Annotated in this window: 17 protein-coding genes and 1 pseudogene; 2 read left to right on the plus strand and 16 right to left on the minus strand. The window is 34.9% G+C overall.

Going from position 1 to position 20,597, the window contains the following annotated elements; translation table 11 throughout:
• Positions 1-37 precede the first annotated feature (37 nt).
• The 4 genes from Q5O30_RS03530 to Q5O30_RS03545 form a co-directional block, all read right to left on the minus strand.
• Positions 38-610 (minus strand): hypothetical protein, encoded by a 573-nt coding sequence (locus Q5O30_RS03530; RefSeq protein ID WP_302674554.1) that lies wholly within the window; start codon positions 608-610, stop codon positions 38-40.
• A gap of 162 nt (positions 611-772) precedes the next feature.
• A complete protein-coding gene (locus Q5O30_RS03535; protein WP_021952381.1) occupies positions 773-2,887 on the minus strand; it encodes a hypothetical protein in 2,115 nt (704 codons plus the stop codon).
• Between the two features lie 75 nt (positions 2,888-2,962).
• Positions 2,963-4,897 carry a 1,4-alpha-glucan branching protein GlgB gene (gene glgB, locus Q5O30_RS03540; protein WP_021952382.1) on the minus strand — a complete coding sequence of 645 codons (1,935 nt, stop codon included), beginning with the start codon at positions 4,895-4,897 and terminating at the stop codon, positions 2,963-2,965.
• A 68-nt stretch (positions 4,898-4,965) separates the two neighbouring features.
• Positions 4,966-7,248: a hydratase gene (locus Q5O30_RS03545; RefSeq protein WP_021952383.1), complete on the minus strand. Its 2,283-nt coding sequence runs from the start codon at positions 7,246-7,248 to the stop codon at positions 4,966-4,968.
• A 316-nt stretch (positions 7,249-7,564) separates the two neighbouring features.
• Here Q5O30_RS03545 and Q5O30_RS03550 point away from each other — a divergent pair, with 316 nt between their 5' ends.
• Both Q5O30_RS03550 and Q5O30_RS03555 read left to right on the plus strand, forming a co-directional pair.
• Positions 7,565-8,692 (plus strand): glycosyltransferase, encoded by a 1,128-nt coding sequence (locus Q5O30_RS03550; RefSeq protein WP_021952384.1) that lies wholly within the window; start codon positions 7,565-7,567, stop codon positions 8,690-8,692.
• 43 nt (positions 8,693-8,735) lie between these two features.
• Positions 8,736-9,524, plus strand: a complete 789-nt coding sequence (locus tag Q5O30_RS03555) for a 1-acyl-sn-glycerol-3-phosphate acyltransferase (RefSeq protein WP_021952385.1) — start codon at positions 8,736-8,738, stop codon at positions 9,522-9,524.
• Positions 9,525-9,576: 52 nt separating this feature from the next.
• Here the strand turns inward: Q5O30_RS03555 and Q5O30_RS03560 are convergent, their stop codons facing one another.
• The 12 genes and pseudogenes from Q5O30_RS03560 to Q5O30_RS03615 form a co-directional block, all read right to left on the minus strand.
• A complete protein-coding gene (locus tag Q5O30_RS03560; protein ID WP_021952386.1) occupies positions 9,577-10,113 on the minus strand; it encodes a leucine-rich repeat protein in 537 nt (178 codons plus the stop codon).
• Positions 10,103-10,735 carry an ABC transporter ATP-binding protein gene (locus Q5O30_RS03565; RefSeq protein WP_021952387.1) on the minus strand — a complete coding sequence of 211 codons (633 nt, stop codon included), beginning with the start codon at positions 10,733-10,735 and terminating at the stop codon, positions 10,103-10,105. Before Q5O30_RS03565 ends, Q5O30_RS03560 begins: the two co-directional genes overlap by 11 nt.
• 152 nt (positions 10,736-10,887) lie before the next feature.
• Entirely contained in the window at positions 10,888-11,592 is a 705-nt protein-coding gene (locus tag Q5O30_RS03570; protein ID WP_021952388.1) for a DUF2705 family protein, read from the minus strand.
• A 2-nt stretch (positions 11,593-11,594) separates the two neighbouring features.
• Positions 11,595-12,323, minus strand: coding sequence for a WxPxxD family membrane protein (locus Q5O30_RS03575; RefSeq protein ID WP_021952389.1), 729 nt, complete (start codon positions 12,321-12,323; stop codon positions 11,595-11,597).
• Positions 12,304-13,080: a hypothetical protein gene (locus tag Q5O30_RS03580; RefSeq protein WP_021952390.1), complete on the minus strand. Its 777-nt coding sequence runs from the start codon at positions 13,078-13,080 to the stop codon at positions 12,304-12,306. The genes Q5O30_RS03575 and Q5O30_RS03580 overlap by 20 nt, the downstream gene beginning before the upstream one ends.
• A gap of 67 nt (positions 13,081-13,147) precedes the next feature.
• Positions 13,148-13,579, minus strand: a complete 432-nt coding sequence (locus Q5O30_RS03585; RefSeq protein WP_302624200.1) for a DUF2712 domain-containing protein — start codon at positions 13,577-13,579, stop codon at positions 13,148-13,150.
• Positions 13,580-13,760: 181 nt separating this feature from the next.
• Positions 13,761-14,135 (minus strand): annotated as a pseudogene (tnpA, locus tag Q5O30_RS03590) (IS200/IS605 family transposase).
• Positions 14,136-14,418: 283 nt separating this feature from the next.
• Positions 14,419-15,411: a fibronectin type III domain-containing protein gene (locus Q5O30_RS03595; RefSeq protein ID WP_021952392.1), complete on the minus strand. Its 993-nt coding sequence runs from the start codon at positions 15,409-15,411 to the stop codon at positions 14,419-14,421.
• Positions 15,412-15,543: 132 nt separating this feature from the next.
• Positions 15,544-16,143 (minus strand): hypothetical protein, encoded by a 600-nt coding sequence (locus Q5O30_RS03600; RefSeq protein ID WP_021952393.1) that lies wholly within the window; start codon positions 16,141-16,143, stop codon positions 15,544-15,546.
• Between the two features lie 15 nt (positions 16,144-16,158).
• A complete protein-coding gene (locus tag Q5O30_RS03605; protein ID WP_021952394.1) occupies positions 16,159-16,569 on the minus strand; it encodes a hypothetical protein in 411 nt (136 codons plus the stop codon).
• Positions 16,566-16,790, minus strand: a complete 225-nt coding sequence (locus Q5O30_RS03610) for a hypothetical protein (RefSeq protein ID WP_021952395.1) — start codon at positions 16,788-16,790, stop codon at positions 16,566-16,568. Before Q5O30_RS03610 ends, Q5O30_RS03605 begins: the two co-directional genes overlap by 4 nt.
• A 902-nt stretch (positions 16,791-17,692) precedes the next feature.
• A complete protein-coding gene (locus Q5O30_RS03615; RefSeq protein ID WP_021952396.1) occupies positions 17,693-20,467 on the minus strand; it encodes a glycoside hydrolase family 3 C-terminal domain-containing protein in 2,775 nt (924 codons plus the stop codon).
• Positions 20,468-20,597: the final 130 nt, after the last annotated feature.

The following is a 20,597-nucleotide window of genomic DNA, read 5'->3' on the forward strand; positions in this document are numbered from 1 at the left end:
CCTCTTTATTATATAATATTATGTTATTTTTATCCCACTAAATAGTGTACTTAACCCATTTTTGTACATTGCTTACAGAATCCGATTCCTGAATTTCTGAGGTGGACTCCTTTTGCTCTACCTTCTTAAATAAGTATGTGTATGACTTACTGCGGTCTGCATAACGATACTGAGTCTTGTAAGATGCAACTACTGTCCTTGTACATTCATAATACCAGCATGGAGCACTTCCGTATAAATAGAAGAATCCTGCCGAATTAGAATTCTGGCTTCCTGTAATTGGCAAATCCTGACCATCCCATACAAACTTGCTTGGTGAACCGAATTTTCCCGGCTTGGTCATAACTAATGTGCTAAAAGCTTCCCCTGACTTTGCATCTGTCAATGTAAGCTTGGAATCATATTCAACCCTAAGTACCGAGCCTAATATTCCCGGATTGTCCTTTATAGACACATTTACAGATACTGTAGAGCCGGGAATGGCATTTTTCCCTTCTACACTAATAATAGCTGTTTTCCCTGTTGCAGCTTTTATGTCAACCACATTCGCCGGAAGCATAGAAAACATCATTGCTATTATCATCAATAATGAAATGAATTTTTTCTTCATATTTATCATTAAACCGGATAACTGCACTTTTTGTAGAAAAAATTGTCACTTTCCAATATCTGTAAATAATTGTATCCCATTACATGCTATATTTCTACTTTATAATTGTTAATTTTTGTTATATTTAATGCCTTTTTTTCACTTTATGTTTAAATATATTTTCTACTGATAGTTCTCCTCAAACACCCATATTTTACTACCCCTTTCATCTATCACCAAACCATAAACTTCCCTTGCGGCTTTTGTGGCATCCTCCTTTTTAGAATACACTCCCTGAAGCATTCCATATCCATATACAAAATATCTGTCTTCAGTGGTTTTTACAAATTTAGAGTCAACCTCTGTTCCTGTAGAAAATTCCACTGATCCCCATTTGCCAATGGTAAGCTTGGTTGTGGCATTAAGATTATTGGTAAAGGACAGCGCCAGTTCCCTCATTTTCATGTCATCGGTATAATAGCTTGAATTAGCAACCCTTACCGTATCCTCTGTGTTATCAAGAAGCTGGTCATCCTCTAAACGCTTTCCTTTTCTAAAACGCTTAAAGCTGATAATTGTATCTGTAATGGTTACGTCTGTCATGGTTATTCCGCTTTTTGAATATGACTTAACCAGGTTTAAATCAGAATCCACTATGTTTAGTGTTTCAATAGGAAAAGCATCGTATTTCTTATCCTTTGAAATTGTTCCTGTTCCATATACCAGATTAGCACCGGTATATCCGCATACTGCAATTTTCTTACCTTCTTCTGCCTTAATTTCCTTTTTCTCTCCATTAGTTAAATCAATAACGGTAATACTGTCACTGTTGTAAATACTTCCATTGGTGTTATAAGCAATTACTGTTCCCTGCTCATTTACACACAGACTTCCATCCTCCATGTTCTCAATCAATGTTCCCCATTCCTTTGTTTTTAAGTTCACATAATATACTGCTTTTCCTAGCATTATATATAATGTTCCGTCACCTTCATAGCAAAGCTGAGACATTTGATTTTCCAGAATCCACGCCGGCTCATTACATGGTATAAAGGCTTTTTCCACTGATTTATTATCCTTAACACTGTAATCCATTATGGAAATTCCATTTTTTCCACCATGATTTACACTTGGACTGTAACCATATATCATGTATTCTGCATTTCCATCATTATCCACCTTTATAACTCTGGAGCGGGTCTTGTAAAGCTGCTGCCCGCTTTTTGCCTTGCTGTTATATACACGATACATTTTTTTGCCGGTAACATCAAAAGTATACACGTCACCATTTATCTCATATCCGATAAACTGTCCGTTAGAACTTTCTACATTAGAAACCGTTGTCTGCTTCTGTATTCCCAAATCAATAAAACTGTTTCCAACATTATTCTTTGAAGCAGCCCAAACCTGATTTACCTCCCTGTCATATGCCAGTACATACTGTTTACCTGCACAGGTCCACACTGTAATGTTTTCAGTAACATTGTAGGTTTCCTCCACCTTTTCAGTATTTGTTGCTTTCATCTGATAATTCATAGTGTAGGTTCCTGCCTCGCCGCTGTCTTTTATACAAAAATCCTTGGCATACACAGTTGTATCAGTGCTCTTTGCCGGGTGAAGTGTCTTCCACACCAGCATGCTGTAACTGGATTTAATGGTAGTCACCCCTAAATTATCATTAGCTCCCTTTGCATCCGGCTCAATATATGCCACTAATCCCTTTGCCTCGTTTTCATTAAAGGTTCTGTCACTAAAATCCTTGGCAAAGGCAATCTGGTCTTCAACTACATCTGCACCTATTTGCATAACCCTTGTGTAATAGTGCAGATTTTTATGTTTATCTGTAGACATGTTGAAGGTAAGAAAATATTCTTTTCCCTTTTCCATAATGGCACTTGCCTGATAATCAAAGGCAATTTTCCCGTCATTTTCCTGTAAATCCGTGATTTCTCCACTATCTAGAAGAGTGTCACCTTCTGCACTTACCACCTCATAAGATAATTTTTCAATCTTATTTTTGTTGGATGTTATTTCCATGGAAACCTTATTGTCTGTACCTACCGGAATAATACTATCTCTAAGGTGTGCATAATTCATTTCCATTGTGTATCCGTCTATGGTTCCAATAACATTGCTTCCTGCATATACCTTCATGTCAGGAATTTTGTCTGTCATTTCTGCCACATCATTTTTCTCAGGCTCCCCTGATGTATGATTTTTATTGTACATTATTCCAAATGCACTTGCTCCACCTAATATAATTAAAATAATAATTACGATAAATACCTTTTTTTTCATCTTTTTCTCCGAAAATTCTCTGTATTGTTACTGCCAACAAAGGGCAGCTTAACAACTGCCCTTTTTAGTTAATCTTTATTTCTTTTTTGTTGTTTTTGCTTTCTTCTTTATTACTTTAGGGAATTCAAAAACTACTGATTCCAGAGGTCTAAGTGGTATTTCCAATCTATATGGCTTACCATCAGCCTCCTGTTTCTTTGCTTTATATTTCACCACTTCCGTATCTCCTGTTTCCGTAGTAATAATTCTCTTGTATGTTCCGGCTTTTGGAACACCAACTACATAGTCAGGTCTTTCCACCGGTGTAAAGTTAAATACGAATCCCACAGAATTCCTGTAATCAGGCTCTGTTGTTTTTCTTATAAAACTAAATATACTTCTGTCTCTGTCATCTGCATTTATCCATTCAAAAGCTCCATAGCCTTTTGTTTCAGTATAAAGTGCCGGATATTTCTTATAGATATGTAATAATTTCTTTACATAGTCCTGCATATCCTTATGTTCAGGTTCGTCTAACAAATACCAGTCAAGACTTCTTGCCTCTGACCACTCCTGAAGCTGGGCAAATTCCTGTCCCATAAACAAAAGCTTTCTTCCCGGATGTCCCATCATAAATGTATACGCCGTCTTAAGGTTTTTAAATTTATCTGACGGGTACCCCGGCATCTTGTTAATCATTGAACATTTCAAATGAACTACCTCATCGTGGGAAAGAACTAAGATAAAGTTCTCACTAAATGCATAAGTCAGTCCAAATGTCATCTTATTATGATTATTCTTCTTAAAATACGGGTCAAGCTTCACATATTCAAGGAAATCGTGCATCCATCCCATATTCCACTTGTAAGAAAATCCCAGTCCGCCTTCTTCCGGTGCCATGGTAACCTTCGGCCACGCTGTAGACTCTTCTGCTATAATATAAGCCCTTGGATTTCTATATCTCATAATACTGCTTAAATGCTTAAAGAACTCTATTGCCTCTAAATTTTCATTTCCGCCGTACTTATTAGGAACCCATTCTCCATCTTTTCTTCCATAATCAAGATAAAGCATTGATGCCACTGCATCTACACGAAGTCCGTCTATATGATACTTTTCCACCCAGAATAAAGCATTTGCAATAAGGAAATTGCTAACCTCTGTTTTAGAATAGTCAAAAACCTTTGTGCCCCAATCAGGATGTTCTCCCTTTCTAGGGTCAGCATATTCATAAAGAGGTGTTCCGTCAAACATAGCAAGTCCGTGGGCGTCCTTTGGGAAATGCGCCGGAACCCAGTCCAAAATAACTCCGATTCCTGCCTTATGAAAAGCGTCTATTAAATACATAAAATCCTGAGGCTTTCCATATCTGGATGTAGGTGCATAATATCCCACAACCTGATACCCCCATGAACCGTCAAAAGGATGCTCTAAGATTCCCATAAGTTCCACATGAGTATATCCCATATCCACCACGTAATCTACCAGTTCATCTGCCATCCTTCTATAGTCATAAAATCCATCTTCATCATCCGGTCCCTTATAGTCTTTTCTCCATGAACCCGGATGCACCTCATAAATTGACATAGGCAGTTCGTAGTGACTTTCCGATGCCTTCTGATGAATCCACTTGGAATCATTCCATTTATATGAATCAATATTGGTTACTCTTGAAGCATTGCCCGGTCTGACTTCCGCCCAGTTTCCATATGGGTCGGACTTGTACAATGTGTCTCCACTTTCCGTGGAAATCACATATTTGTACATTGCTCCTTCTCCAACTTCCGGAATAAACAGCTCCCATATTCCTGAATCATTATCCATAGTCATATTGTGATTAAATCCTAACCAGTCATTAAAATCGCCTATAACTGCAACATTAGTTGCATGGGGAGCCCATACTGCAAAGTATGTTCCCTTAACTCCATCTATTTCCGTAATATGAGCACCCAGTTTCTCATATATTTCATAATTAATGCCTTTACCAAATAAGTAACAGTCATCTTTTGTTATGGCTAATTTATTTCCCATATGGTGTCCTCCATCTGCATACATTATGCTTATATTTTTCCGACTTGTCTGTTTCCGGAAGATTGATTTTAAACTCTGTTGTAGTTAATGAGACAACCCTTTAATATAATGTCACGTTCATCATCTGTCATTTCACCAAGCTTTAATGTAAACGGCTTTAATTCATCGCCAACTACATATGCCGGAATTTCTGTTGTCTTATTCTTTACTGCCTCTGCAATATTTGGAACGAAAATAAAGTCATCCTTCTTAAATGGGAGCTCTTCCTCTTCATAAATAAATGGAAGCATACCCCAGTTAATAAGGTTTGAACGATATCTCTTTGTAGCGTACTCCTGAGCAATATTAGCCCATCCGCCCAGAACCTTCTGACATGATGCAGCTTGTTCTCTTGCTGAACCGTCACCAGGTTTTACAGCATAAATTGTACTTCCTACACCTAAATTTTCTTTATTCACATCAGCAAATTCCTTCTTGATTGTTTCAAGAATCTTCTTATATTCATCTGAATATTCACACATACACTGGCCTGCTTCTCTTGCCTTTTCTACCTTCTGAACTTCCTTTGCCTTTCCTACATATTCAGGGTCTTTTCTTGAAAGTGCAAATTCTGCAAGTCCTAATGGGTTAGAACGGTATGATGAAGTTTCACCTGATGGAATAAGTTCATCAGTTGTTGTTACAGGGTCATGTATTTCTGATACCACCTTAAGTAACAAATTGTCTGTAAGTGCAACCATTTCCGGCCAGTCCTTAATGTTAGGGCCAAACTGGATTTCCGTATCAGGGTCAGCAACACCGTGAGAATCAAATACTCTGTTTTCGTAAATAGTCTTATCAAAATGATACTTACGTCCCTTGTATTCAACATCCATATCTGTTGCTGCTGTAAGATATCCCTTGTTAGCTGCTGTAGCTGCAATTGATCTTGCATCCATAAGTGCAACTGATGCAATCTGTCCGTTCTGCAACTTGCTTCCTTCTCTGTTAGGGAAGTTACGTGTAGAATGTCTGATACTGAATGCATTGTTTGCCGGTGTATCTCCTGCTCCAAAACAAGGTCCGCAGAAAGCTGTCTTCATAACACCGCCTGCTTCCATAATGGAGGCTGCTGCACCATTTTTAATAAGTTCCATGTATACTGGCATTGAAGCCGGATATACGCTAAGGGTAAATTCATCCGATCCGATATTCTTTCCTGTAAGAATGTCTGCTGCTGCACAGATATTTTCAAATCCACCGCCGGCACATCCTGCAATAATACCCTGATCCACGTATAATTTACCATTCTTAATTTTGTTTGTAAGTTTATAATCAACCTGTCCGTCTAATGAGACAAGGGCTTTCTTTTCAACATCTCTTAAAATATCTTCAAGGTTAGCATTTACCTCGTCAATAGTATATGTGTTACTTGGATGGAAAGGCATTGCTATCATAGGCTTAATCTTTGATAAATCAACGTATACCATTCCGTCATAGTAAGTAACTGCTCCCGGATTTAACTCCTTGTATTCCTCTACTCTTCCATGAATATCGTAGAACTCTTTAATCTTCTCGTCTGTTCTCCAAATAGATGAAAGACATGTAGTTTCTGTAGTCATTACATCTACGCCGATTCTGAAATCAGCACTAAGATTTGAAACTCCCGGTCCTACAAATTCCATAACTTTATTTTTAACATATCCTTTGTCAAAAACTTCTCCGATAATGGCAAGTGCCACGTCCTGAGGTCCCACTCCCTTAGCAGGCTCTCCTGTCATGTAAATTCCAATAACTCCCGGCATGTTAATATCATATGTCTGGGAAAGAAGCTGCTTAACAAGCTCCGGTCCGCCTTCACCCATAGCCATGGTACCAAGGGCACCGTATCTTGTATGTGAATCTGAGCCAAGTATCATCTTTCCGCCACCGGCAAGCATTTCTCTTGCAAACTGATGAATAACTGCCTGATGAGGTGGAACATAAATTCCGCCGTATTTCTTAGCACATGTAAGACCAAACATATGGTCATCTTCATTAATTGTTCCTCCAACTGCACATAAACTGTTGTGACAGTTTGTAAGTACATATGGTATAGGGAACTTCTCAAGTCCTGAAGCTCTTGCTGTCTGAATAATACCTACAAATGTAATATCATGGGATGTAAGCTTATCAAACTTAATCTGAAGCTTGTCCATATTTCCTGATGTATTGTGATTTTTTAAGATGCCGTATGCAATAGTATTCTTTGCTGCATCTTCTTTTGAAAGATACTTATCTCCTAATTTGCTCTTAAGTAATTCTTCCTGACCGTCCTCAATCACTTCTGTACCGTTAATGAGATACGCGCCGCCTTTGCTTAATGTTATCATTTTCTCCTCCTGCAATCCTAACTTTTCAGTCTGTATCTGTAATACTTAGCTGATATTCAGGCAAAATAATATGCCTTAAATGATGGCAGTGCCAAAGGTACTTTTGACATTCGCCTATATAAAATATAGTATACAAAATTTCCGGTTTCAAATCAAGCAAAGCAGTGTCCGGTTATTGCAACAAATATATGTTTTTGTATGTTTTTTATTTCTTGATTTCATGTACTGCCTATATTAAAATACCAATATGTGAGATTAAGAAAGGTTTTACCTTTTTAATATATATGTCATAAGCCGTGACAGAATGGAGATTAGTATGATAATTGCAGTAGTTAGCGATGTCCTTGGAGAAGAAAATAACGGTACTACCATTGCCGCTATGAACCTTATACGTTCCCTAAAGGCTAAGGGCCATGAGGTTCGTGTTATCTGCCCTGACGCAGACAAGGCCGGCGAAGACGGTTATTATATTGTAAAAACATTAAACGTTGGGCCTTTTAATAATTATGTTAAGAAAAACGGAGTTAATATTTCAAAGCCTGATAAAAAAGTCGTGGCAAAGGCTCTAAAGGGCGTGGATGCCGTTCACGTTATGGTTCCTTTTCTTACAGGATGCTACGTTGCAAGATATTGTCACAAATACGGCATTCCCCTGTCTGCCGGTTTCCATTGCCAGGCAGAAAATTTTTCTAATCATTTCTTTTTAATGAATGATAAGCATTTTAATAAAAATGTATATAAGTTTTTCTATAAACATTTGTACCGTTATTGTGATGCCATTCACTACCCTACCCAATTTATTCGTGATACCTTTGAAAAGGTGGTAGGGCCTACTCCGGGACATGTTATTTCCAACGGAGTTAACCGCCAGTTTAACCGTGATATTCCAAAGTATCACGTTAATGACGGTCTTTTCCGTATATTGTTTACCGGACGTTACAGTCGTGAAAAAACTCACATTGTGCTTTTAAAAGCTGTAAATAAAAGTAAATACCGAAACCGTATCCAGCTGATTTTTGCCGGGGACGGTCCTCAGAAATCTAACCTGATAAAGTATTCTAAAAGACATTTGCCAATACAGCCTATAATGAAGTTTTATTCAAGAACGGATTTGCTTAAGGTTTTAGGAACAGCTGACCTTTACGTCCATGCCGCGGAAATTGAGCTTGAAGCCATTTCCTGCTTGGAAGCCATTTCCTGTGGTCTTGTGCCTGTTATTAATAACTCCCCCCGTTCCGCTACCCGGTACTTTGCCCTTGATGACAAAAACCTGTTTAAATGTAACAATGTAGGGGATTTGGCTAAGAAAATTGACTACTGGATTGAACATCCTAAGGAAAAGGAACAGCGAAGTCTGGATTATGCTGATTTCGCAAAGCAATGGGCTTTTAATAAATGTATGGACAGTATGGAAGAAATGATTTTGGGTATTATAAACAAATAGATAAATAATAGTGTTCTAATGAAATTAACGGAAAAGGATTTTTATGAAAACAATTTACTATACAGATGAATTAAATGATGATTTTGCGGCAACTAACGGGATAAAAACTCAGGCCCTTCCCCCGGACTATAAGTGGATTCACACCGGTTTTCTGTGGAATTTCTTTGCAGATATTTTGTACTATCTTATAGTGTTTCCTTTGGTAAAGATTTTCAATACCATTGTCGTAGGGCTTCATGTTAAAAATCGCGGTGCTATAAGGCGGTTAAAATCCGGTTGCTTTTTGTACAGCAATCACACCATGCATATTGACCCTCTTCTTTCTGCCGATGTTTCAGGCTGGGGCCACCGTACTTATTTTATGGCCGGAAATGACGCTTTTTCCATTAAAGGACTTTATCATTTAGTTGCCATGCTTGGTGCTATGCCCCTTGGCTACGACATGGCAAGTATGAAGGAAATGCTTAACACAGTTTCTAAACGTTATCATCAGGGCAGTTGCATAACTATTTATCCTGAAGCACATATATGGCCTTATTATGTAGGCATACGTCCTTTTAAAAGTGCCAGTTTTGCTTACCCTGTACTTTTAAGCGCCCCGGTAGTGGCTATGGTTGTAACTTACCGCAAACGTAATTTCCCTTTTGGGCTGATATTTAAGAAACCCGCCATTACCATATATTGCAGCGACCCAATGTATGCAAACCCTACTCTTAGCCGTAAAGCTGCCAAAGAGGATTTGCGTAACCGGGTTTATTTATGGATGAAGGAAACCGCTGAAAAATACAGTACCTATGAATATATTCATTATGAAAAAGAAAATGAGGAGTAAAAGATTTGCAATCATAATTACCTTAAATGCGCCTCCATGAGACGACATTTATCTATTTCCCTTCTTTAATTCTAATTTTATTTTTTTTACAATACTCATAAATATTTGATTTTTTATCAACCACTACATATCCAAAGAAGTCATCAAATGCATACCTTTCAATTTCATCAACATCATCCTCAAACACTATTTCCTTCAAATTATTACATCCAGCCACAAACGCTAACCTAATTTTTTTTATGTTTTTTGGTATATAAAGTTTCTCCAATTCCGTATGATATGCATACACTGTCTCTCCTATTGCTATTACAGTATATCCATCAATTTCTTGTGGAACTTTTATTGTCTTTTCTGTTTCATCGTTATATGATATGAGCTCTATCGTATTATTTGTTTCGTTAATTCTGTAATTATAACTTCCATCTTCCGAAACGTATATTTGTGATTTCCCTTTTTCTATATACTCCCCATTTGCATCAAATGCTTCGGGATATTTTATATGTAAATATTTATTAAAACACCCTGATATTAAAAATATTATAATAACTAGAGATGCAATATGTATGACTTTTATTTTTTTAATAAACATTTATTTCCTCCATACATCCATCAGTAACTCTTAATATTTTATCACACAGCACATTTATATCTTCTTTATTATGAGTCGCTATTATAATACACGCTCCTCTTTTTTTTTCTTCTAATAAAATTTTATGTACAAGCTTAATGCCACTTTCATCTAGTGCATTTGTCGGTTCATCTAATAAAAGTAATTGAGGTTTTTCAAAAATTGCTTGAGCTATATTTAACCTTTGCTTCATCCCTAATGAATACTTTTTTACTATCTGATCACTTTTCAAATCTACCCGTTCAAGCACATTAAAAATATCATTATCCGTTGCTATATCTTTTATCTGAGACAATAATTTAAGATTTTCATAAGCATTAAGTTGAGGTAATAATTCCATATTTTCAATAATAATACCCACACTAGACGGGAACGAATTGTATTTATTTAAAACCTTTCCATCAACTTCAACTCTTCCTTCTGTAGGATGTATCAATCCTGCAATTAATCTCAAAATCATTGTCTTTCCTGAACCATTAGGCCCACACAAACCATAAATCATGCCTTCGTTAAATTCATAATTTATATTTGTTAATATTTGTTTACCCTTTATTTTTTTTGAAACATTATAAATATTTATCATATATTTCTTCTATACCTTCTCATTTTTTTAAATTATTTTGTATTAAACAGTTTACCCTAAAAACAATTTCAAAATTTATCCGTTCTTTAATATTTTCATACAACTAATGACTAATCCTTCTGATTGTAAGCATTTTTATTATAAAATTCACACTATACGTAGTCTTTCCTTCTACATCTAAATACCATAAGAATATAGATTAAAGTGATAATTACTATTAAAATTCCTATCTCATTCATAACACAAATAGCTTTTATATCTCCCCGCTCTCTTTGTCCTAATGAAACAAATATTCCCTGATAACATATAACTTTTGTCCATACCCCATCAAACTTGAAACACATTAGAAGTGATACATATAAATATACGCATAACATTATTTCACATATGTTTTTTTCAAACAATGAACATATGAAAATCTCTGATACTATAACTAACTGCACGCAAAAAAAGTATATAACTAGATAGCATACTATTTTCAAGTAATTATGTATAAAATATCCCCAATTAAATATTGATGAAATACTAGCCTGCATTAAGACATACATTACAATATAGGGTATTAAACTCACATATATTTTTAAAACTCTAACCCGTATATCGCAATTTCTTATCAGTAACAACATTCCATAATTTTCAATTTGGAACTCATATACGTCTGAAAATATCAGAATCAGAACTATAGTTGGTAAACTCATTGCACATATTTCCAAATAAGGCAATCCGGCATCATTTTCAATATTTAAGCCTCTTAAAAAGCAAAATTCATAAAATTCTGCCTGATTGTATTTGCAAAAAAGTTCTTGAACTATACAACTCACTCCAAACATAAGTATCAATATTTTATCATTTTTCATTATTATAATATATCCTCTCTGTTTTTCACTTCTAGGCAAATCCCACCTACGATAACCGTAATTACGACAAGCCTAAATACATTGCCTAAACATTGCCTAAATGAATATCCATAACCACACATACTCACCATAATACCTATATCTTTTATGGGCATATAAATAAATTCAAAAAATTTTACTGAAATGTAGTATTGTAATATCATTATCATCATTGTGTTTACAATCGATGCTCCTCTTACCCACTTTGATTGCATAATAGAATATACAAAAAAAACCATATTATAATATAAAAATGTTATCAATATCTGTCCAAAAATTCCCATAATCCAATTATGCTTTATCAAAATACTCCAATTGCCAAATAAAAGTATATATACCACACTTGTTAATTCGTGAATTAACACAAATAAAAATGTAGCATAAAAAACTTTTTTTATTGTTTTAAAATAGTATGACTTACGTTGCTCATAACGAATAATTTTGTATATTTTATCATCCTCCATTATATATACTATATATATAATGTATATGAACATATACACAACACCATATTGCAATAAAGAATGAAAATCTCCTGAAACCAATGTTCTATTAAACGCTATGCTATCAATTACTTCGTCTTTATACATTTCTAGCAAATTGTAATAACATGCAATTATATCAACTATATTTATTAATAAACATACACTTAACGCCTTTAGCACTCTTTTTTTAAATAATATCTTTTCCATAATATACTTCTCTGTAATACCCTACTCCAATATATATTCCATATACTAATAATATTTCAAGCCCTACTGGTATCAGTGTATTCAAAACGTATTCCGAGTGTGGTTGAAATAGTAACATCATTGATTTTTCTTTCAAAAACGGAATAAACCACATTAGCATTGTTAAACCATATACGATTTTTCTATCTTTTATGCAAATAGCGTTTATAGTTCCAACCATTGAGATTAATCCGCAAAAAAAAGCGGTAATAAGTGAAAAAAGTATATTTGCAAGCAACGGAAAATCTACCTCCCATTGATAAAAGTCAGAAACATATACGCCATCATCATATGGATCAAATTTTCCTCCATAAAAAATTATATGTACCATTATCAAATTAACTAATAATGCAACTATCACCATTGTAAATGTACAAAAAAAACTTTTTATCAACTGTGATTTAACATATACTTTATTTCCACTTTTTAAAACAAGAATATTTTTACTTCCTGTCTTATAATCATTTATACAATCATCTGCTGTCAATAGCAAACAATACACCGGCATAAACCATAACAAAACAGCTTGGAACATATGACCAACTCCAACCGAATTACAGGTTAAAAAAAATGCATAATCAGGTATGAACACACTCCCCCCTCTTAAAACATCCCTTACATAAAAAATCACCTCTAGCGTAGGATAAAATATAATTATGCAATATAAAAGCTTTTTTACCGGACTTTTCCATAACCTCAATATTAAATAACTAATCAATCTTTTTCCTCCATATAATATAATTACTGGATATTGGATATCCAGTAATTATACATTATCTATAAGACTACCATGTTTCTTCATCCCAATACCCTGAAACATTATATGTCTTAGATGTATTATTATTATTTTCTGCTCCCATACTTACATACTGTTGAGCTGCTCCCTTCCACGCCTTATAATAATGTGGTCCTGAGCCTTGTTTAACTGTATGTGTATTTGATACTCTTTCACTAGTGCAAAACAGTCCTGGTACGTTTAACCAATACACTGCCTTTGTTCCTTTTCCTTCGGCACTATATGTCATATTAACCTTCCACGGATTATCTGCCTTCTTTGTCTGACGATATCTAATATCTGTATACGAATTTTTGTAATTTGCTTGTAATTTAAATGCGTACTCCACATTATCATCTCTTGCACCAACATAATTCCATGTTCCTATTAGCGTTAACGTTATCGCCAACAATATACAACCTAACTTCCCTTTCAACTTCATTTTATAATTCATTTCTTAAAAAATTTTTTATGACTATAAAACTTTATTTATAAATCACGTTTCACATTGTACCACTCCGTATTTTTACCGTCAACACTTTTTTTCACTATGATTTTTATTTAATAGTGCATTTTTTTAATTTTCAAGCCTTGTGTTATATACCTTACGCCATTAATGCTTGTCAATGAAGCCATATACCCTTATCTTCTTTTATTTGATTTTGTATATACTTTTTGATTACAGCCGTATTTTTCCTACCGTATATACATAATATCCTCTACACCAGAAATGACAATTCCATATTTATACTTTCAGTTCACATGTTTCTCAAAAATCATTAGACTTGATTTTCCCCTTTAAATCCCCCATTATTTCTTACATTGAATATCTTGGTGGTATTCTTACCAGCATATGTAAATGTTCCAGCATTATGCGATCTTCTATTAGTACTACTCCCTTGTATTGACACAATTGTATTAATATTCTTCCTATACTTTGCTTTCTTTACATAGATTTAATAAAATATTTTTCATCTATACTTGGGGATGAAGACAATATGATACTTACCTAATCATTTTGTATGTGCTAAACTGTTTGTTTTATTAGCCACTAAAATTACCCTTTCTTTAGTTTTTAATAGTAGCTTGAACAACTCTATTATAACGGAAAGTTAATTTTTTGTATAACCAGAGTTACCACCCGCATAGCAAGTGACTTATACTCCCAAAACACCCCACGTTGCATGATTGTTTTGAACAGACCAAAGACCATATAAAAAACTACAACCAGATAATTTATCGTCCGGTTGTAGTTTTATGTAAACCTTATATTATTTCTAACTATTTCTTTGTTTTAACAGCCTTCTTCTTTGTCCATTTGCTGTATACTGTATCTTTTGACATATTGTATTTTACAGCTCTGACTCTTACATAATACTTTGTTCCCTTTTTAAGCTTTGTAAGCTTGTATGTGGTTTTCTTTATTGTTTTTGTCTTTGCTCCCTTAAATGAACCTTTTGTAGAATACTGTACCTGATATTTCTTTGCTCCGCTAACCTTAGAAAACTTCAATGTTGCAGTAGCTTTTTTAGCCTTTTTAGAAACCTTATTTGCTTTTAACTTCTTAACAGATGGTTTGCTAATAGTATTGTCAGCTTTGTATTTAGCTTTTGCTGTTTCTAAAGTTACATTTGAATTTGTAGTTGCAAATAATGTCTGATTCTTTGAAATCTTAACATCAAATGTTGCAATGTTTTTGTTTGTTTCACTAATTGTTCCTGTTGTTGCAACAATTGCCTTTGGCATTTCAACATTTACTGTCATTTTTACTAATGAATCCATATCAAGACCTGCTGCCTTAAACTGACTTGCTATGTCTCCGTCAACCATTCCTGCATCCATTCCGCCTAAATCGTTCATTTGTGAAGCGAAGTCCATTTTTAAATAAAATGTATCAGTTGTTACATAACCTTCTCCACCTTCAGTTATATCCTGACTTAAGTTTCCTTTTTTGATAGTCTGATTTCTTGTAATCTGATAATATGTTTTACCATCTCTTACAACCTTCTTAGCTCCTGCTTCTGCAAATGATTTAGGAAGTTCTTTTCTTAGTTCCTTCTCATATAATGCAATTTCCACATTTGAAAGCCCACTTGCCTTAAGCATCTTAAGTGTAGCATCAATGTATGCTTCTTCATCAATTTCTACATTAACAGTAACCTTTCCTGTTCCATCAGCATTAATCTTAATGTCTGACTGCTGTGTAGCACATCCTGTAAATACCATAACAACTACCAGCATAATTGCCATAACCTTAACTTTGATATTTTTCATTTTTGCCTCCTGTAAAAAATATTTCCGGGGTTCAAATTTTGTTGCCCCTTGACTGATAAATTAATTATATTCTATATTCCAAAAAAAGTAAAACTATTTTTAGAGCATTACTAAATACACTAAATTACTCTACTACTTTGTTAAATCAAAAACACCTATGGCATATTTTTCCTTACCTGCATAATCGCTGTACCCTATGCCTTTTTGGGCTTTGCGGTCATGGAGAAATACTTTGCCGTTGTATATTCCTCCATCTTCAGAACAAAATTTAAAATAGATATACATTGCTTTATTTGTTTGGATTGCTCTAATCTTTTGATATGATGTACATGCCGTTATTCCCTCCTTAAAGCCTTCACCTTTAACATCAGTGGCAAAAAAGTACCTTGTGTCATCTAAACCGAAATTAAATAGATTTTCGTCATTTCCACTATCCGTTTCCATTTCCCGCATATCCAAATCAGGGTACATCACTTTTATCCTCAAATAGCCTGCTGATTTATCACTCTCAAAAAAATACTGATCCATAACCATTGTGTATCCATCTACCTCTATTGTCTGGTTTCCTGTTTTATAATTTTTCACTCCATACTGCTCTTCTAAATTAAGTACATCAGGAAAATATTTATTTTTTACATAATTATATATTGGATTCTTTCCATATATACTTGTAATTATTGTTAGGGCAATGATTACACCTATCACAACTGTTATTACTGTTTTTTTCTTCATATATTTATCACCTTATTATTTAATTGTAAACTTAAATGCTTTATCAACACCAGCATATGATTCCTCTACGCTCTTATTCTTTCCTGTCACTAATGTATATATAGCTGTAAACTTTCCATCATCTGCCAAGCACACCGCCACTGAAACCCACTCTCTTTTTGTTTGTATGTGTTTATAATATGGGTGGAATACAACGATGTTTGACTTTCTTTTCAAATAGAAAATTATACCTATTCCCTCATTTGAATATTCTTTAGTTTTTACATATGGGAAGTTTGCAAGAGCAGTATCATTATTTTTATGAAGTTTAAATGCACATCGTATTCCATAATTATCTAAATAATACTGATTATTCTTCAAAGTATTATAATTATCATTATACTTCATATTAACTGATTCTGATACATATTTTTCATTTAGTATCACACTTCCACCTCAGGCTCAAGCAAACCTGTATCTACACTTAATTCGTCCTCAACTTTTTGCTCTATGTACTCATAATCTTCCATATTTTCGGTGAAGTTCTGATTATCCTCCCCTACCATAGATACTGTGGTATTATCTACCGCATAAATACTTGTTGGTTCCCAACCCCCTCCAATAATTAATGTTGTTGCCATTGTAATTGCTAATATTTTCTTAATCATATGCAATTCCCCTTTCAATTTTTATATTTATTACAACATTTGAAATTCAAATGCTTAATACTTCTTTCGTCTTTAAACTTTTCATTAATTTAAAGTAACACTTGCACTCAAAGTTATATCTATTATTCTACTGCTATAATTATCAAGCATCTGTTATTTATTCTATTATATGTTTTAACTTTAAGGGATTTTGTCTTTCCTGACTTTTCATTTTCCACATATTTAGACAAAATTTTCCATGCGTTGCTACTCTATCATAATTGTATCAATATTTCAAGTGTTTTAATTACCCGGAAATAAAATACAAAAGTGCTTCTTCCCGGTTCTTCCCAATAATTTAACTGCGTATACAACGAATCAAACCGGGAAAGATTTGATTTGTTTTAAATATCCTGGTAGAAATTGGCGCCTTACAGGCTATAATCAATGAATTGAACCCGGAAAACAGCAATTTCACAAAGATATCCTGGCATGAATAGCCTTTTCACCGGTTAATACAACCGGTATTTACGTGGATTTTGGCATTTTATATCTTTTTCCCGGTTCTTTGCTGCGCATATTGTTGTTTTTAACCCTTTAATTACCCGGAATCAATTCATAAATTCGTCTTTTCCTGGTAATTGCAAACAATTTCAGCCGACGAAGGTGCGATTCCTACCGGGACTTTTATATAAAATCATCATTTTCCTGGTAATTGCACCTTCTTCCCACCAAAAAAGCTGCCACACCTAAGTGCAACAGCTTTTTCGCTCTCATTCTTTATATTTAACGCAGCTTAGCTATATTTTAAGCCACCATTAAATCTCCATCTAAAACTTTCATCTAAAATCTTCAACTAAAAATTCCGCCCAGAATCTTCACCTAAAGCTTCAATTAAATTTTTCAGATGACATTTTCAATTATTATTTTCCTTTATGCTTCTTTATCTTCTTGAACTGTATGTACTTAACTTCAATACCTGCTAAAACATCCTCCAGTTCAATGTTGTAAACGCCCTTGTCTAACTTAACCTTGCATAACTTCTGGGTAATCCAGTTACCATCAGTTCCGTTAGTCTGGATAACAACCATAGTCTCACCGTTGGCATTAACATTTACCGTTGACTGGGCAAGATTTGATTTTGCAAAAGAAATATTCACAATAATAGAATATTCTGCCTCATCTTCCACAACCATTGTTGCAGTTTTCCTGCCATCAAACATAATCTTATCGCTGTCTGCTAACTTCTGTACATCATATTCTGCCTTATCCTCAGTCACTGCTCCGTAATGTTTAGCCACGTCAGTATCAACTAACTCTCTATTAATAACCGGTGCATTCAAAATAAATGTACAAATGTTAATTGCTGCTCTTTGAAGCTCTCCAACTGTAAGTCTTCCCTCTTCAACAGACTTCTCTGTATCATCATTATTTGAATTAATTTCAGCACCATTGTTATTGACAACCATGTAAACGTCATTCTGTGAGCGAACCATATCACGGGTTTTCTGACCTGATTCCTCACCTTTTTCCACAACGTCATTCATTTTTGCCCACCAGTCAGTCATAACAATACCTTCATAACCCCATTCTCCACGAAGAACTGTTGTACAAAGGTCATAGTTTGAAGCTGCCCAATGTCCGTTTATAGGATTATAACTTGTCATAAGAGTCATAACCGTTTTTTCCTTTACAGCCATTTCAAAGGACTTAAGATAAATTTCTCTTATAGCTCTTTCTGAACAAACTGCGTCAATCTTAAATCTGTGTGCTTCCTGACCGTTAAGGGCGAAATGCTTGATAGTTCCCCAGGCACCACCGTCTTTAATACCACCTGTAGATGCTACTGACATAGTTCCTGAAAGATAAGGATCTTCTGAATAATATTCAAAGTTTCTTCCGTTAAGAGGATGACGATGAATATTAACTCCCGGTCCTAAAAGTGTGTCAACTTCATTTCTGCAAAGTTCCATTCCCTCCATGGTATAAAGTTCCCTTACAAGCTTCGGATTCCATGATGCAGATAAAGCAGTTCCAATAGGAAGCTGTGTAGCCTTAGCCTCCATTCTAAGTCCGCTAGGGCCATCTGCCGTACAGGCTGCCGGAATACCATAGTTAAATAATGAATCACTTAATCCACCAAAAGCTGAAGCCGTTCCTTTAGTTACACGTGGGTTGCTCATTCCTTCACCTCTGACAATCTGTGCCAGTTCTTCCACACTAAGCTGTGCAACGAATTCCTCCACACTGCTTTTTCCTGCATGAACATCCTGAAGGGTAATTCCCACATCACCGGTAATTTCCATTGTTTTTGGAAGATTCTCTTCAATTCTTTTTCCTAAATCAACTGTCGGCTTCTGAGAAGGTATATAAACTTTCTCATAACTTCCATCTTCCTTTTTTGCCCCCGGCTTTAAGATAGTTAAATTATCATCATCCGGGCACATAACCTCTGACAACTGTTCTACTACAACTATGTCATCTAACTGATATGTAAATACGCTTTCGCATTTTTTAACACTGTTACCAACTAAAATTTCGTAATCTCCTGCTTCTAATACATAGCATGACTTGTGACCTGTCACTCCTGAATCGTCATAAGAAGCCATTGAATACGCATCTACATCAATTTTTATAATCTGACTTTCTCCCGGATTAAGGCACTTAGTTTTCTCATATCCACACAAAACCTTTGCCGGTTTTCCCAGCTTGCCCTGTGGTGCCTTACAATATACCTGAACTACTTCCTTTCCCGAATACCTGTCACCTGTATTTGTCACCTTGATTTCAAGACTGATTTTTCCATTATCTGCTTTTGCTGACAATGTTTCAATATTAAAAGTTGTATAAGACAATCCATATCCAAACTCATATACAACTTTGTCCGGTGCAAATGTTTCAAAATATCTGTAACCAACATAAATATCTTCTTTATAAAGATTAGTAAACTGGTTTCCGAAATTTTCAAAAGATGGATAATCTTCCAAATTAAATGCCACTGTATCCGGCATCTTTCCGCTAGGAGTTTCCTTTCCTGACAATACATCTACAACAGCGTCACCGCCTTCCATTCCGCCTTGCCATACAAAAAGTGCCGCCTTAATGTGACCCTTAAACTCCTCATTATTAATCCACTTTACATCAACAATGTTTGATACGTTTAAAATAACACACACATCATCAAATGCTTCTGTAATATTCTTTAAATTCGCTTTCTCTTCATCTGTAAGTAGATAACTTCCCGCTCCGTTATAGTTATCCTTGTCTTCACCGGCTGTACGTCCAATAATATAAACTGCCTTGTTAGTTGTCTCAGCCTGCTTTTTGGCATATTCAACGCTTATGTCCATATCCTTCTGGAACCATGGCTCACAAGCCCATCCGCCACCGCCATTATCAAATGGATGGTCTTTAATCCAGTTTACATAATCTGTAACCAATTCTTCGTTTATAGATAAATTACTGCTTTTAAATCCATCAATTATATTTTTAGCATACTCAACATTTACAGCTCCACCTGAACCTGTACCACTTCTATAGTAATCCAGCTGTGGACGTCCAAATACTGATATTTTATCTTCTTTAGTAAATGGAAGAATGTTGTCTTCATTTTTTAGAAGTACAATTCCTTCTGCTGCCGCCTGACGGCTCTTTTTCGTGAACCCTTCAACCGGAACACCTTTTAAACTTTTTTCCATATGTTAGTTGCCTCCAAATTCTAATTTTATTCAAACACATTTTGTTACGTGATTTTCTTCCAAATTTCTTTAATTGCACTATACCATATAGCTCCACGAATTACTAGATTTTATGGGCAGAAAAACATTT

It is taken from the genome of Eubacterium sp. CAG:161 (assembly GCF_000432355.1).
Classification (GTDB): Bacteria; Bacillota; Clostridia; order Lachnospirales; family Lachnospiraceae; genus Eubacterium_G; species Eubacterium_G segne.